The organism is Pseudoalteromonas luteoviolacea (genome assembly GCF_021654285.1).
GTDB classification, from domain to species: Bacteria; Pseudomonadota; Gammaproteobacteria; order Enterobacterales; family Alteromonadaceae; genus Pseudoalteromonas; species Pseudoalteromonas luteoviolacea_J.
Window position 1 is genome coordinate 208,153 of record NZ_JAKFZS010000006.1, and the last position, 15,457, is coordinate 223,609.

Consider the following 15,457-nt stretch of genomic DNA (forward strand, 5'->3'; position numbering starts at 1 on the left):
GTCCCATTTGGTTTTGAAGCTACATATTGGCAACTACTCACACACTCTATAAGCAGTTAGACCATCTTTAAACCAATAATATTCTTTACATCCTTCTTTGTATCTCACGCCCGTATCGAAGGAGTCTAAAAGCTCTAAGGCAGAAACAATTCCAGATTTATCACGGTCGATGACCTCGAATGGCAGAGCAGATCCAAACAACCCCAATAAATACAAAATAACTAGCAATAAAAAAGGCGCAGATATATGCACGTTTTTTTTCATTTCGGGAACCCTAACGCCGTAAATAAACGTCAAAAATTAGTTGGCTAAAATATTAAGCGAAGCTGAGCTAAACATTAGCACTCTTGCGCTTAAATAGCTTGTTAGTAATACTACTCAAAGATTGCCACCAATAAAATTAAAACAGAAAAAATACTAATAGAAACAAGCTTTTTGGTTTTATAGTGTTTCACTTTTTTAGTTTCAATTGGCTCTAACGGTATGCAGTAAAGAGAGTAAATTGGAAACATTGTGGTGAAAGCAAACCAGATAACCAAATATAAAATAGTCTGAGTAAATATCGATAACGCACCAAAAACAACGAAGCCAAGAAAAACTATTTGCCGATAAGAGTCATTAACGCCTTTAGCATCAATAGAGTGTTTTCCGCAGTTTGAACATGTCGCAGGACTACCTTCAAAAGATAGAAACTTTGAAAAATGACTTACGCTTTTATGATTACAGTGTGGACAATTAAAGGCCATACTTCCCTTGTATTGCAAACGCCCTGCCAATAATTAAGCCAATAGCTGGCGGGCGACTAGCGCAGCAATTAGCATGACAGCCTTGGTGAGAACATTTGTGATTGTCTCGTCGGGCAATCTGTTGTGTGGTTTTGTTAGAAGTGTTCCCGTCGATACTCTCGGTTCGGATCATGAGGCCTTATGTTACAGCCTAATGTTGCACTATATCTTTTACCAAGATCACTTGTTAGCTCGACAACACATAGAAATGGTTTTCCTAGAGCTGAGCCAAACCAGTGATATTTACTTTGATACTCAACATCAAACATGAAAACTACAACAGCCTCCTCTAAGTAATCAAACCTGGCGCCATTACTAGCTGCAATTTTTACCATAAGGTCAAGATATGCCGCACTCAACTCCGAAAATCTATGTGTCTGAGGTCGAACTTCTTGTCGCAAAACATCAATAACGACTTCGTTTACACCTTGCTCTAAAGCAAAGGAGTAAAGTTGCCCTATTGCCCAGTACCCAAGCAGATCGTTGTTCCGGCTAATACAAAACTGAGCGAGGTTGTAAGCGATACCTTTGAAATGTTTACGACTGGACATAGAGTTTTCCGTAGCTGCTAACGCTGAGCACAAACGGAGGTCGGCTTTATACGTTTTGTTAGGCATTTTGTTCAAATTCCACGGAAGTATAACCAAGTAAAGATGATGAAAATGATACTTCAGATAGGTTTAAATCAGGTTCTGAATTTAGAGCTTTGTTCAATGCGACTACTTCTGCAGAGTGGGAAATGAGCATTTCTACGACTCTTTGACTGAATATATCAGTGTATCCGTTTCGAAATATATCGAGCGCAATACCCAATGCAGTAGTAAAGATATGACTATCTGAAACCTTAACCTTTTCTCCTGTATCCGTGAGATCAAATTCTGATGGGAATTTCTGTACTCCCATTGTCTTAAGTAGTCCCCAGCCAAATGCCATTGGAACTAAATCTGCATATAATGCAGCAGCTATATTAGAGAATCCTTCCTTAACTAGGAAAGCAATTGCATTTTCTTTATCTCCACTGGCGAGTATGTAAGCTCGTGTGGTTTCTAAAAGATATTTTTCTGCTTGTGAATGGTCCATTATTTATACCTAACGCCGTAAATAAACGGCAAAGTTTAGTTGGCTATAATTTGAGAAGCAAAAAAAAGCTAACTAATTTTTGTCCGTATCTTTTAGTTTGCTTAGTTTACTAGCTTTAAACTAATACATTTTATTTAAATGGGTTTTGAAAAACAAATGGGACAGAAAAACAAATGGGACAGAAAAACAAATGGGACAGAAAAACAAATGGGACAGGCATTTTTTAAAAAGTTAGAATTGAACAGCAAAATGTATTCCAAGGCTAAGGTATTTCTTAGTAGCGAGGTTAAAATCCGCCTTATGGTAGAAATAAATATAATTTAGGAATATATTAATTTTATTAAACAAGAAGAGCCTAGATTGATAAGCAAGGCTAAATCTACTTTTTACTAACCAACTCCTTTATACCAATTTACATCATTTTTAGCGGCATGTGCTCTTAACACAGTTTGTGAACCCGCAAAGTTACCATAGTGATTTCCAAAATTTTGCACCCTATCCAGCCACGTCGCTTCTTCGATGTTCAGTGATACTAAAATATTGGGCATACTTTTTGGTATGTAACCCCTTTTTTTGGGATGAACATGCCGGCCCGTCCAGTCAACTAGCTCAAGGTAGTCAATTAATGAGAAAGGCATTGTGTTTTCATACTCCCTCGCACCAAACGGTGTTAGTGATTTAGGTTGTTTAGTTTGGCGCTTGGCTTTATTTGGATTTGATTTCTTTGCGTTTGATTTGGTGTTTTTAAAGTGCTTTATGCGCTCTTGAATCGATGTGAAATCACTATCCTCTAGATTATTTGCCATGTTGGATCGAATTGGATTTAAGTCCACATAGGCCATACAACTGAGTAATGCCGTCTCATCTAACAAGGCTTGTGATTTATATCGCCCTTCCCAGTATTTACCCGTGCAGTTATCTTCCTTATTTGCTTCCTTTGCGATGAACTCATTAAGATTTTTCATGAACCAACTAATGTCAAACAGCCTAGCTCGCCACTTTTCAACTAACTCAGATACAAGCAGTTGCTCTGCCTCACTAAGAGTATCACCGTTTCGCTGTTTATCAGTGATGGGACTACCCTTGTACAACTTATACCATCTAGATATTACCTCGTTATCTGACCAACTAAGTGCTTGCTGTCTATTCACTTTAACAACCAAATGATAGTGATTACTCATAATGGCATAAGCCGCTATTTCAATCGCAAACACACTGCTTAGCAGTTTTACTCTCTAGACTAACCAAGTCCGTCTATGGTCAAAGTTTTTGCCAGTGTACTTATCGTCTCCGCACAAAAAAGCACGGCGTACACACCGTGCTATTAAGTGATAATAAGGCGTCGACGACAAATCTATCAGTGCTTTCCTTGCTCTTGTCATTCCTATTTAACTCAATTTTAAACTGGATGTTTAAACAGTAGTTAAATAGCTCGATTTAAGCAATAAATTTGTGCCTGGCCCATTTGGTTTATTTATGCAAAGAATTTTTGCCTGTCCTATTTGGTTTTTCATTTGGTTACGCGTTTTTTCTAACTCAAAGAGTCGTTGAGTGTTTAATTTAAAGTTGATAATCTACTTAAGAAGTTTGAATAAAATGTACTAGTGTCCATTCTAGATGTATACATCCTAATTAGGATAATCAAGGATTCGTACTAATAAAATGCTAACCGCTAGGAATAGAGAGCTAGAGAAACCCATGACAAGTACACTGAGTTTTATGCAAGAAGATTTTCAATCTACTTTATTCCCCTTGAAAACAAATCTAATAATGGCTGAATACCATGAAGATGAACTTTCAAACTATATATATCAAAAGGTTTTGAGAAGTGATCACCTAGGTGATAGCTTTCTCCCTCAGCAAACTGTATATGCTACTAAGCCCAAAGGTCACCTTCGAAGAACTGTTAAGCTAGATCCAGTGGCTGAGTACTTTATCTATGACCTGATATTCAGAAATAAGACAATTTTCAGACCCCAAGTAAGTGATACTCGAAGAAGCTTTGGCTACCGCCTTACAAATGGATCGAGAGTACCTGTACATGTTGCATATTCAGAATATAAAGAACACCTTAATGAGTGTTCGAAGCTCTATCAGCACAGTATTCAGTTCGATATTGCTTCTTATTTTAATAGCATATACCACCATGATTTATCCTATTGGTTTGTAGGTAAAAATATATCGGAAGTAGATAGTATTGCCGCGGGACAGTACTTTAGAGAAATAAATTCAGGGAGAAGTATAGACTTCCTTCCCCAGGGTATTTATCCATGCAAAATGATTGGCAATGAATTTTTAAAATATATTGATTTGTCCGGCAGCATAAAGTCAGCCCAGATTGTACGGTTTATGGATGATTTTATCTTATTCGATAATGATCCAAACGTATTAAGGCAAGATTTTATCCGAATCCAACAGCTACTTGGAAAGTACGCTTTGAATATAAACCCATCAAAAACCTATTATGATAATAAAGTTGGAGACATACAGGAAACATTAAGTGACATTCGTCAATCTTTGAGAGAAATCGTTACTGACATTGAGGAAATTCACACTGCATCTGGCGTAGATGTTATTGAAATTGAGCACATCAAAGAAAGTAATTTAAGTAATGAACAAGTGGATGGTTTGATGGCTCTTTTGAAAGATGATGCTATAGAAGAGTCTGATGCAGATCTGATCCTAAGCTTTTTAAGACTACATAGTGATAACCTACTTGAATTAATGCCTGTTTTATTAACAAGATTTCCTAACCTTATAAAACACATTCATTCAGTATGTGCAGGCATTAGGGATAAAGAAGGGTTGACGAAAGTCATCTTTGATTACCTAAATGCTGAATCTGATTTTCTTGAATATCAGCTATTCTGGCTTGGTGCAATACTGGAGGATTATTTAGAAGGTGAAAAATTATATGGAGAGTGCTTAATCAAAATATATGAACTTTCCGTAGATTTCAAAATATCTAAAGCAAAAATACTTGAAATACCGGAGCTAGGCTTTGGACTAAAAGAAATTAGAGATGAATTTTTGAAAACTGGTCAATCTGACTGGCTTTCATGGTCTTCTGCTATTGGTTCACGTTTATTACCTACGGGAGAACGTAATTATTCACTTAACTATTTTTCAAAGTGCTCCCCAATGAATTTATTAGTTTCATCATGTGTACAAAAAATATAGTGTATTAACATCGGATAACAAGTTAAATCACTCGGACATAACTATGCTGCGCCGGGTATAGAAGCGTTGCGATTGCCCCATTAGCGCAACCCCATTCAACGCCAACTTTGACTCCATTCCGCAAATAAAATTAAATCCTACCCACAAAAAAGTGGCCTCATACGAGGCCACTAATATACAGATACGTTGAACGTTCAATGAGCTTAATTGCTACTCAAACCGCGACGCTTCAATAGCGCATCGGTAGTCGGTGCCTGGCCTCTAAATGCTTTGTAAGATTCCATTAATGGGCGTGAGTTACCCACCTCTAGAATATTTTTGCGGTAATGGTCGCCGATCTTTCTGTTTAAACCACCTTGTGATTGCACATAAGCGAAAGCATCTGCCGCTAGGGTTTCACTCCACATGTAGGCGTAGTAACCTGCTGAGTAACCACCGCCCATTGAGTGTGAGAAATAGGCAGATTTATAGCGTGGTTGAATATGCGGTACGTACAAGCCGTGCTTCTTCAATACCTTTTGCTCAAACGCTTCTAAGTCGGTTACTTTTTCTTCTGGTTTAAGTGAGTGCCATTCCATGTCCACTAGGGCTGCAGCAACGTATTCTAGGGTATCAAAGCCTTGGTTAAAGCTACGTGAGCGCACTAACTTATCAAGCAGTGCTGGTGGAATTGCTTCGTTGGTTTGGTAGTGCTTGGCGTAATTAGCAATGACTTTTGGGTGAATGGCCCAGTCTTCTTCAAATGTAGATGGGAATTCAACAAAGTCTCTTGAAACCGACGTGCCTGATAAAGAAGGATAGTTCACATCCGACAGCATACCGTGAATGCCATGGCCAAGTTCATGGAAGATGGTTGTTACTTCACCATAGCTCAGTAAGGTAGGCTGTCCTTCAGGTGCTTTGGCGATATTCATCACGTTCACGACAACAGGTTTTTGCTCAAGTAAGTGCGACTGATCAACAAATGAATTCATCCAAGCACCGCCTCTTTTACCCTGACGGGCAAAGTAGTCTGCATAGAAAATTGCTAGGCTCTTGCCATCGTGGTCAAAAACTTCATACGCTTTAACCTCTGGGTGATAGACAGGTAAATCTGGGCGCAGTTTAAACTCTATACCATATAGTTCTTTCATGGTGAAGAATACACCGTCTTCCAGTACACGATTAAACTCAAAATAAGGCCTAACACTGCTTTCATTTAATGCAAACTTATCTTGGCGCACTTGCTCAGCATAAAACGCCCAATCCCAAGGTTGCACTTTAAAGCTTTCACCGTTTTGCACTATTTTGTCTTGAATTGCTTGAGTTTCTTGCGCCGCGTTTTTCATTAACTGTTCAGTCATGCCGGAGAACATATCAAATACAGCTTGTGGATTCTGCGCCATTTGATTTGAGAGTCCATAATGGGCCCAATTATCAAAGCCGAGGATTTGAGCGCGTGTTGCACGAATTTGCGTAAGGCGACTGACTATCTCAGTATTATTGGTTTTGCCAGTTTGTGCGCGGTTTGCAGATGCAAGCCACACGCGCTTTCTTAAATCGCGGTTTTCTAACTGTGCAAGGGTTGGCTGGCGCGTGGTATTGGTGATGCTAATGAGGAATTTACCCTTGTGTCCCGCTTTGTCAGCAGCAGCTGCCATAACGCCAATTTGTGCGTCTGTTAAGCCTTTGAGCTGTGCTTTATCTTCTACAACTACAGCAATGTTTTGTGTTTCTTGCAGTAGGTTTTGGCTAAATTGCGTTGTCAGTTGTGAGTGCTCTTTGTTCAGTGCTCTGATCTGCGTTTTTTGTGACTCGTTTAGCTTGGCGCCCGCTCTAACAAAGTGCTTGTAGTAAACTTCGATCAGTCTTACTGACTCGGCGTCAAGGTTTAGAGTTGTACGTTTATCATGGATCTCTTGCACACGTGCAAATAGCTTATCGTTTAAATAAATATTATCGAAATGCTGGGCCATGAGTGGCGAGAATTGCTGTGCTAATGCTCTGCGCGTTGGGTTTGAGTCAGTGCCACTGACGTTTGAAAAGTACGCACTTGCACGGTTTAGCTGTGCACCGCTTTTTTCAAGGGCAACAATGGTATTTTCAAATGTCACTGTATTTTGCGCAATGATGTCATCAACTTCCTGAAGCTGTTGTGAAAAGCCAAGTTCAAATGCAGGGGCGATATGCTCATCTTTGATCACCGTAAAATCCGGTGCTTGATACTGCAATGAACTTGGGCTCATAAGTGGGTTTTGTGCTGTATTTTGCGCAGTTGCTTGTGTGTTTGTCATTGGCTGAGTTGCATTTTGGCTATTGCATGCGCCGAGTAAGATAACCGAACTTACGGCTAATGCGATTGTTTTCTTTATCATACTGTACTTCCGAGATAAGTGTGTACTGAATATTTAATGCAATTGTTGAGGCTTTTTTTAAAAAAACATTCATGCAAAAAGCTGGTTGGGAGTCGCTTTAAGCATGATGTTCTGTGCGTTCTTTGCGCAATGTACCTGAATCATTGAATTGTATGATATGTTATATTGTAACAAAATAAATGCAATTATATTTCTCTCAATTATTGCAACAAATTATTAAGATTATGATTTTATTGGTTTATATTGATTTTGACTGTGTAAGTACGCGTTATTGCTATGGGTAAAATGAATATGAATCTTCGATGATGTCTACAAAAAACAAGATAAAAAAACTTGCAAATCACCAAGTTGTAAGATGTTATATTATAACAATTATTAAGATGAGATGATTATGTTTAAACTTTCACCACTGATGCTAGGCTTAATCGCGCCGTTATCAGTCCACGCTTATGCGCAAAACATCCAAGGTCTAGTTCAAGATCAAGATGGTAATGCAGTTGTCAATGCGACCGTATCAGTCATGGGTTCACAGCGAACAGCCCAGTCAGACAGTAACGGTAAGTTTGCTTTGCAGACAAATTCAAGTGGTGATGTTGAACTACATATCACGGCATCTGGTTTTGCACATCAAAACAAGGTGGTAGTGGCATCGAGCACAGGCACAAGTAATATCTTAGTGACCTTGAATGCGTCAGCGATTGAAGTACTCGACGTCAAAGCTTCTCCATTTCATGCCTCGATGATGGAGTCTTCTATGCCTGTGAGCGTGTTGTCTGGCGACAAGCTTCGTGAGCAACAAGCTGCAACGCTTGGTGACACGCTTGCAAAGCAAGTAGGCGTACATACCAGCTTTCACGCCAAGGTTGCCAGTACTCCGGTTATCCGAGGCTTAAGTGGCCCACGTGTATTAATCACGCAAAACAGTCTCGATGTGAGCGACGCCTCTCGTGTTGGTCCTGATCACTCTGTAGCATCAGAAACCTCAACAGCCCAGCAAGTCGAAGTTCTTCGCGGACCGGCAACGCTATTTTATGGCAGTGGTGCAATTGGTGGTGTGGTTAATGTAGTCGATGAGCGCGTGCCCACGCGCAGTGACACATTTGGTGAAGTATTAGTTGAGCATGCCACGGGCGATGAGCAAAAGTTAGCCAGCTTTAACTTCAACACGGGTGTTGAGCAGTTTGCGTTTCATGTGGATGGTTATGTCAGAGATTCAGAGGATTATGAGATCCCTGTGCCTGCTGAAATCAGCTCGGAAAAAAATCAATCTGGTGATTATACCGTTGAGAACAGTGCTGAGGAGTCATCTGGTGGCACGGTAGGTACATCTTATTTATTTGATCAAGGTTATGTGGGTGTTTCTTACGGTAAAATGACCCGTGAATATGGCATTCCGGGGCACAGTCATGGCGATGAAGCACCAACGGTTTATGCAGATTTAGATCAAGACAGATGGCAGCTTATCGGCAAATATAGCTTTGATCATGCATGGCTAAACGAAGCAAACTTTAGAGCGGCTTACACAGATTATGAGCATGCGGAAATAGAGCATGGGGAAGTGGGGACTATTTTTGCCAACGAAAGCCATGAAGCGCGATTAGATGTGATGCATCAACCCATCTCTGGCTGGCGCGGTGGCGTCAGTGTGCACTACAAGCGCAGTGACTTTTCAGCGCAAGGTGCCGAGGCATTTACACCGCCGTCGGTAAGTGAAACCTTTGCCATAGCCTTGATGGAAGAGCGTCATTTTTCTGGTGTATTAGTGCAGTTGGGCGCGCGTGTTGAGCGCGTCACTATTGATGCGCCAAATGTTGTGTTATCAAGCGGTGACTTACAAGGTGCTGACGACCACGACCACGACCACGACCACGACCACGACCACGACCACGACCACGACCACGACCACGACCACGACCACGACTACGACCACGACCACAACCACGACCACGACCACGACCACGACCACGACCACGACCACGGTAGTTTAGTCGCCAATCGTGTCTTTGCGGTCGATCATGAATTTACTCCTATGAGCTTATCAGCAGGTGCGGTGTGGGATTACCAACCGGGCTATAACGTCGGTATTTCAGTATCGCGATCAGAGCGTGCACCTGCTGCATCAGAGTTATTTTCGTTTGGTCCGCACATCGGCACTGGTACTTATGAAGTGGGGGCTTTGTTTAGACAAAAAGCAGACAGTTTGTCATTTGAATTAAACCCAGAGGATATTGACTTAGAGCGCGCGCACAATATCGACTTAACTTGGCGAAAACTGGAAGGTGATTTCGGTTTTGTACTGAACGCGTTCTACAACCAAATCGATAATTACTATTATCAAGTCAACACGGGATTGATGGCCGATGATGGTCATGATCACCACCATGATCATGGAGAACATGATCATGAGCACGACCATGGTGAACATGAAGATCATGGTTTACCTGTCTATGTCTTTAAAACAGATGATGTGATCACACATGGTTTTGAGGCTGAGTTTGCATGGCAAGCAACAGATGCATTGCATGCAACTTTATTTGCAGATTTAGTCCGTGCACGCTTAGATCAAGGCGGTAATTTGCCAATGGTTTCACCGGTGCGCTTTGGTACTAAACTGACCTATAGCCTCGATGAATTCACCGTAAACCTTGATGTTGTGCGATATCAGAAGCAGTCTCACATCGCAGCCCATGAAACGGTAACACCGGGTTATACCTTAGTAGATGCCAGCATTAATTATGATTTTGCTGCACTAGGACAAGACTGGGTAATGTACCTAAAAGGACATAACATAACGGATACAGAAGCACGCGTGCACACCTCTTTCTTAAAGGATAAAGCACCTATGCCGGGCAGAAGTTTTGCTTTTGGTTTTAGAGGCTATTTCTAATTTTTTTGTCACTGTAGTCAAAGGGGCTTAGGCCCCTTTTTTCATTGTCTGAATAATGACAATTACCTAAAGCATCTTGTAATTGAGTCCAAAGCTGACAATAGGTTTATTCTCCGCCGCTTTTTAAAAACTGAATCTCAGGACTTTCAAGCGAAAATACTCGGCCATCATCTAGCTCCATTTCAATGTAAAAACTCATCGGATAGTCTACATCTGGTGCCGTGTTTAAAATTAAATCTGTCGTAAAGCCAAGTGATTTTAAAGGCTCGCCATCGGCTGTTTCAATGTACTCATTTAATGCGATATAGATGCGTTTATCGTCTTTATAGACATAGTATTGATTTGGGAAGCTGGCAAAAGACACCGAAAAGAATTGGTTTAAGTTACTGCCTGCTGGGGCCGATTCATTAAAATCATAAGGAGAAGTGATCACGATGGATTGGATGTTTTCTTTGGTTGTCTTAGGTACTGGTGACAGTGCATAGGCCTTACTGATCAGTGAGGGCGGCATTAAATTAAATAGAGATGCCTTGAGAGTCACTATTTCTGTGACTGTGTCTAATCCAAAAATTAAATGATTGTATCTAATCGGTGTATTTGCTTGATAAGGTTCGTCGCGTCTAATGTCTTCTTTTGCAAGTGTGGAGTTTAGTTCGCGATTAAATAAATGCAGTTCTACACCTGTAACGATTTTTTCGGTTTGGGACTCGCTTGGTGGTTGAGGAGTTGTCGGCCCACTTGAGTCTGAGCCGCAGCCAAATAAGGTTGTCACCAAAACAAATAATCCGGCTGAGCGTAAATAGCGCATAGTAAATCCTTTAATATCAATTTTACGCTATAAAGTATGGACTAAAATAGGAACGCTAATTGTTATTTATTGTTACCGAGGAAGTTTGGGAGAGCTGTTAGGCTGAATGGATAGGTTTGGGTGCTCAGCGATGAGCTGAGCACCTATTTGCTTTAAATTTCAGTGGCAAACTGTGTTTCGTTTAGCGCTTTTTCAGACTCAACTTCTCCTCGATGGTCAGTAGCCAGCTTTTCATAAAGCAGCGGCAATACAATCAGCGTGAAGAACGTCCCGATCAGCATACCTGCAACCAGAATAATACCAATGCTGTTTCTTGCTTCTGCACCAGCACCTGTAACAAGGACTAATGGGAAGTGACCCAGCACGGTTGCGCCCGTTGTCATCAAGATAGGGCGAAGGCGGGTTGCCGCAGCACCTTTGACAGCCTCAAATTTGTTTTTACCTTCAAGCTGCAAATGGTTGGCAAATTCCACAATTAAAATCCCATTTTTAGCGATGAGGCCAATTAAAGTAATCAGGCCGATTTGGCTGTAAATATTCACCGTGGTAAGCGATAAAAACGGCAACATCAGTGCGCCAGATAAGGCCAAAGGTGCGCACCCAAGTAGCACCACAAGGGGATCTCTAAAGCTATTAAATTGAATCGCCAATAAGAAATACACCACAATCATAGCGACCAAGAGTACCCCAACCATAGTATTACCCTCTTTACGAAGCTGCCTTGATTCGCCTGCATAATCAATAGAGTAATGCGCTGGCAAGACTTCTTTGACAATGTCTTCAATACTGCTTAGGCCCTGCTCCTTGGTGATGTGTGGCAGCACGCCCGCTAAGATCCTGAACGAGTCTTGTTGGTTAAATGAGCCCAAAACACGAGGACTGGTAAAGGTGCGCAAAGTGGCAAACGCAGAGACTGGAATGAGCGTGCCTTGGTCATTTCTTACTTGCATATCCAGTATATTTTCAGGATTGTAACGCTCATCATCACCCACAATTGGGATCACGCGGTAAGCTTTACCATCTTTGTTGAAGTAGTTCACAAAGTTGTTGGACATCAACACACTCAGCTGGTTATTTACATCCGCGAGATCCAGACCTAGATCAGCAACCAGTAAGCGGTCTATTTCTAGCTCTGCCTGTGGTAAGTCAATTTTAAGGTCAGTATTCACAAACATAAATTGGCCGCTGGCGTTGGCCTTGGCAATGATTTGGTCTGCGTATTGCTTCATCGTTTGCGCATCATCACTGGATCTCAGTACCACTTCGACATCAAACTGGCCTGCGGTTGGTAAAGAGGCCGGCAGGATGGGGAATAAGCTTAAACCTGTGACACTACCAAGACGACCGTATAAATCAAACAATAAGTCATGTACTGAGTTTTCGCGCTCTTCATAAGGGGCCAGCTCCACACCACCGAAACCTGCGGCAGCGGTGACAATTTGCCAAGTAAATTGACCGCCTTCGGTCGCGTTCATCACGCGTGCTGTTTCATTCATTTTCTCTGCGGTGTAGACCTGTGAAGACTCAGGCGGCGCTTCTATCACTACTTGCACACTGCTCTGATCTTCAATTGGTGCCAGTTCTTTTTGCGATAACAAGTAAAACGGCACAGATAGGAGTGAGAACACAATAGCGACAAAAAATATTTGTGTACGCCACTGAAACAAGGTGTCTAAGCTCTTGAAATAGAAAGCTTGCAGTCTATCAAAATAGCCATTCACTGTTTGAGTCAACTTGCCTTCTTTACCGCCTTCTGGGCTAACATAGGCACTCATGATGGGCGAAAGCGTCACAGCGACGAGTCCTGAGATTAAGACCGCAATGGCCAAAGTGAAGGCAAATTCACGGAACAAGAAGCCAGTTAAGCCCGTTAAAAAGCCAATTGGTGCATACACGGCTGCAAGGGTTAAGGTCATCGCAATGACGGGCACAAGTAGCTGTCTTGAGCTGATCAGCGCCGCTTGCAATCTGGGCTTGCCTTCTCGCATGTGGCGGGCGACATTTTCAACGACCACAATGGCGTCATCGACGACCAAACCAACCGAGAGCACGATGGCCAAAATGGTGAGTAGGTTTAACGAGAATCCCATGACCGAGATCACCGCAATGGCACCTAAAATAGAGATTGGAATGGTGATAAGCGGCACCATGGCGGTTCTGAATGAGCCCATCATGGCAACGACAACGATACCGACCAGTAGTACAGTCTCCGCAAGGGTGGTAAAGATCTCCTTGATTGAATCACGCATGTAGAGTGTACCGTCATAGCCAATCGATATTTTCATCCCATCAGGTAAAATCTGGTTGATTTCGGCTAGCTTTGCATAGAGCGCATCACCGATATTTATCTCATTGGCACCAGGTAGCGCCCAAACTGCTAAGAATACCGTATCGTGATAATCTAAACGGGCGGTCACCATACCGGGGGCTTCGCCAATTTCAATATCGGCAATATCGCCCAGTTTTAGCTGTGCAGTGTCTGTCTCTTTTACAACCAGCTGCTCAAAGTCAGCAACGTTTTTTAGGCTGGTGTTGGCCATTAAATCGATGCGTTGACGACTATTTTCGGTGTAGCCTATGGTCGCAATGGTATTGTTGGCTTGCAATGCTGTAAATACATCGCTGGCGCTGAGGTTATAAATGGCCAGTTTATCTGTGTCTAACCAAACACGCATTGCTGGGTTTCTACCGCCCTCGAGGGTGACTTTTTGCACGCCTGGAATATCTGACATAGACGGCACGACATTTCTAACTAGGTAATCACTGACTTCGTTTCTTGGTAAGCCTTGCGATTCAACGTCTAGGTAAAATACTGCGTAGGGGCTATCAGCTCGCACAATTTGAATGGCTGGGTCTTCAGCACCAGTTGGTAGTTCAAATTTAATTTGGTTAAGGCGTGTTGTTAGCTCTGCAAGGGCATCGGTTGTGCTGTGATTCAAATCAAGCCAAGCGGTTACTTTGCTGAGCCCTGATGTGGTGACAGAGTCAACGTAGTCTACGCCGGGCACAGTCGAAGCCACACGTTCTATAGGCTCGGTAACATAGCCTTTTACAACATCTGCTGCTGCACCTGTGTAAACGGTATTGATGACGAGCGAGGCACTTTCAATTTTTGGGTATTGCTGAACGGAGATCTGCCGAGCGGCATTCACACCCGCTAAAATAATCAATAAGGACAATACAATTGCCAACACCGGACGGTTGACAAAAATATCCATTATTGACGGTTTGTTTTCGTGTAATGAGCTCATTACTGCACTCCGTTTTCACTTTGCGTTGACGCCGTTTTCCCAGTAAAAACCAATAAGTTTTCTCTGAGTTTAAATGCGCCTTCGCTGGCAATAAATTCACCGCCTGTGAGTCCTGACAATACAATTTGATTGTCTTGAACTTTGTCACCTAACGTCACTTTAATGGGGGTTGCACGCCAGTTTTGCTCATCGTCTTTTTCTAACTTGTATACAAACTCACCAAAGTGGCTACGTGTAATCGCATTGGTGGGGACCATCACCGCGTTCACGGTTGTTGATGGGATTTTCACCATGGCCATTTGATTGTGATTAAATTGTTGATCTGTATTAGATAACAAAGCACGATAGCTTTGCTGGCGTGAGTTCAAATCAATGCTCGGCTTTTTTGCGATGATCTGTGCTTTATAGTCGCTTTGAACATTTTGGTTGTTATTTGAAAATGAGATACTGACTTCACTGCCAATGCTTGGCTGAGACAAGGTCTGTGGCACATGGAAATCGACCCAAATAGCGTCATCTTTGCCTACCATAGTGGTAATTTGACTATTTACGTCGAGAAACTGGCCTACTTGGTATTGATCAAACCCAGTGTGACCTGAAAAAGGTGCTGTGATGGTTTTTTTAGCGATTAAAGCTTTTAGGTTTTGTACTTCGGCTTCGCCAATGCTGACATTCGCTTCTGCTTGATCAACCTCATCAGGGCTAATTCGTTTTTGCTCAAGTAATTTGACCACACGCGCATAGGTCGATTTTGCCAGTTTAACGCGTGCTTTTGCCGCTTTTAGATTAGCTTCATCGATACTGGTATCGAGCTTAATTAAAACATCTCCTGCATTAACAGTGTCCCCAGGGTTAAACCCAACTAAGGTGATCTGTCCTGGGTACTCATTGCTGATAGTCATGTTTTGACGCGCTTGTAGTTGACCCACGACTTTAATATGAGTGGTATGCTCAACCGCTTGCGCATAGGTGCTTTTCACCGAGGCCGAAGGCTCTGGGAAGGATTCACCGAACGCAATCATCGCTTGTATTTGGCTAAATTTAATGAAGCCAAGACTGGCAATCACAACAAGGACAATAAAAATAGCGGTGAGCCAACGTTTAATATTCAT

Annotated in this window: 12 protein-coding genes; 3 read left to right on the forward strand and 9 right to left on the reverse strand. The window is 42.1% G+C overall.

Annotated features, from left to right (window positions below; translation table 11 throughout):
- Positions 1-33: 33 nt before the first annotated feature.
- The 3 genes from L1077_RS07420 to L1077_RS07430 form a co-directional block, all read right to left on the reverse strand.
- Positions 34-264: a hypothetical protein gene (locus L1077_RS07420; RefSeq protein WP_237136252.1), complete on the reverse strand. Its 231-nt coding sequence runs from the start codon at positions 262-264 to the stop codon at positions 34-36.
- A gap of 616 nt (positions 265-880) precedes the next feature.
- A complete protein-coding gene (locus L1077_RS07425) occupies positions 881-1,336 on the reverse strand; it encodes a hypothetical protein (RefSeq protein WP_237136253.1) in 456 nt (151 codons plus the stop codon).
- A gap of 58 nt (positions 1,337-1,394) precedes the next feature.
- Entirely contained in the window at positions 1,395-1,865 is a 471-nt protein-coding gene (locus tag L1077_RS07430; RefSeq protein ID WP_237136254.1) for a hypothetical protein, read from the reverse strand.
- A gap of 138 nt (positions 1,866-2,003) precedes the next feature.
- Between L1077_RS07430 and L1077_RS07435 the strand changes: the two genes are divergently transcribed.
- The gene (locus L1077_RS07435) at positions 2,004-2,189 is read left to right on the forward strand and encodes a hypothetical protein (RefSeq protein ID WP_237136255.1); all 186 of its coding nucleotides are present in this window, start codon (positions 2,004-2,006) and stop codon (positions 2,187-2,189) included.
- 65 nt (positions 2,190-2,254) lie between these two features.
- On the opposite strand, the gene L1077_RS07440 is transcribed toward L1077_RS07435, so the two are convergent.
- Both L1077_RS07440 and L1077_RS27565 read right to left on the reverse strand, forming a co-directional pair.
- Positions 2,255-3,046, reverse strand: coding sequence for an alpha-amylase family glycosyl hydrolase (locus L1077_RS07440; protein ID WP_440589540.1), 792 nt, complete (start codon positions 3,044-3,046; stop codon positions 2,255-2,257).
- Positions 3,047-3,100: 54 nt separating this feature from the next.
- Positions 3,101-3,247 carry a hypothetical protein gene (locus tag L1077_RS27565; RefSeq protein WP_343222120.1) on the reverse strand — a complete coding sequence of 49 codons (147 nt, stop codon included), beginning with the start codon at positions 3,245-3,247 and terminating at the stop codon, positions 3,101-3,103.
- Positions 3,248-3,563: 316 nt separating this feature from the next.
- On the opposite strand from L1077_RS27565, the gene drt5 reads away from it, so the two are divergent.
- Positions 3,564-5,045 carry an antiviral reverse transcriptase Drt5 gene (gene drt5 / locus L1077_RS07445; protein ID WP_237136256.1) on the forward strand — a complete coding sequence of 494 codons (1,482 nt, stop codon included), beginning with the start codon at positions 3,564-3,566 and terminating at the stop codon, positions 5,043-5,045.
- 203 nt (positions 5,046-5,248) lie between these two features.
- Here drt5 and L1077_RS07450 read toward each other — a convergent pair whose 3' ends face one another.
- Positions 5,249-7,399, reverse strand: a complete 2,151-nt coding sequence (locus L1077_RS07450; RefSeq protein WP_237136257.1) for a M3 family metallopeptidase — start codon at positions 7,397-7,399, stop codon at positions 5,249-5,251.
- A 391-nt stretch (positions 7,400-7,790) separates the two neighbouring features.
- On the opposite strand from L1077_RS07450, the gene L1077_RS07455 reads away from it, so the two are divergent.
- Positions 7,791-10,286 (forward strand): TonB-dependent receptor, encoded by a 2,496-nt coding sequence (locus L1077_RS07455; protein WP_237136258.1) that lies wholly within the window; start codon positions 7,791-7,793, stop codon positions 10,284-10,286.
- Positions 10,287-10,392: 106 nt separating this feature from the next.
- Here the strand turns inward: L1077_RS07455 and L1077_RS07460 are convergent, their stop codons facing one another.
- The 3 genes from L1077_RS07460 to L1077_RS07470 form a co-directional block, all read right to left on the reverse strand.
- Positions 10,393-11,094, reverse strand: coding sequence for a hypothetical protein (locus tag L1077_RS07460; RefSeq protein WP_237136259.1), 702 nt, complete (start codon positions 11,092-11,094; stop codon positions 10,393-10,395).
- Positions 11,095-11,246: 152 nt separating this feature from the next.
- Positions 11,247-14,345, reverse strand: coding sequence for an efflux RND transporter permease subunit (locus tag L1077_RS07465; protein ID WP_237136260.1), 3,099 nt, complete (start codon positions 14,343-14,345; stop codon positions 11,247-11,249).
- Entirely contained in the window at positions 14,345-15,457 is a 1,113-nt protein-coding gene (locus tag L1077_RS07470) for an efflux RND transporter periplasmic adaptor subunit (RefSeq protein WP_237136261.1), read from the reverse strand. Before L1077_RS07470 ends, L1077_RS07465 begins: the two co-directional genes overlap by 1 nt.

Excerpts from the sequence above, each read along its gene's own strand:
- L1077_RS07465 (WP_237136260.1), bottom strand. The coding sequence starts at position 14,345 with ATGAGCTCATTACACGAAAACAAACCGTCAATAATGGATATTTTTGTC.
- L1077_RS07460 (WP_237136259.1), bottom strand. The coding sequence starts at position 11,094 with ATGCGCTATTTACGCTCAGCCGGATTATTTGTTTTGGTGACAACCTTA.
- L1077_RS07470 (WP_237136261.1), bottom strand. The coding sequence starts at position 15,457 with ATGAATATTAAACGTTGGCTCACCGCTATTTTTATTGTCCTTGTTGTG.
- L1077_RS07420 (WP_237136252.1), bottom strand. The coding sequence starts at position 264 with ATGAAAAAAAACGTGCATATATCTGCGCCTTTTTTATTGCTAGTTATT.
- L1077_RS07440 (WP_440589540.1), bottom strand. The coding sequence starts at position 3,046 with ATGAGTAATCACTATCATTTGGTTGTTAAAGTGAATAGACAGCAAGCA.
- L1077_RS07430 (WP_237136254.1), bottom strand. The coding sequence starts at position 1,865 with ATGGACCATTCACAAGCAGAAAAATATCTTTTAGAAACCACACGAGCT.
- L1077_RS27565 (WP_343222120.1), bottom strand. The coding sequence starts at position 3,247 with ATGACAAGAGCAAGGAAAGCACTGATAGATTTGTCGTCGACGCCTTAT.
- drt5 (WP_237136256.1), top strand. The coding sequence starts at position 3,564 with ATGACAAGTACACTGAGTTTTATGCAAGAAGATTTTCAATCTACTTTA.
- L1077_RS07425 (WP_237136253.1), bottom strand. The coding sequence starts at position 1,336 with ATGTCCAGTCGTAAACATTTCAAAGGTATCGCTTACAACCTCGCTCAG.
- L1077_RS07455 (WP_237136258.1), top strand. The coding sequence starts at position 7,791 with ATGTTTAAACTTTCACCACTGATGCTAGGCTTAATCGCGCCGTTATCA.
- L1077_RS07435 (WP_237136255.1), top strand. The coding sequence starts at position 2,004 with ATGGGTTTTGAAAAACAAATGGGACAGAAAAACAAATGGGACAGAAAA.
- L1077_RS07450 (WP_237136257.1), bottom strand. The coding sequence starts at position 7,399 with ATGATAAAGAAAACAATCGCATTAGCCGTAAGTTCGGTTATCTTACTC.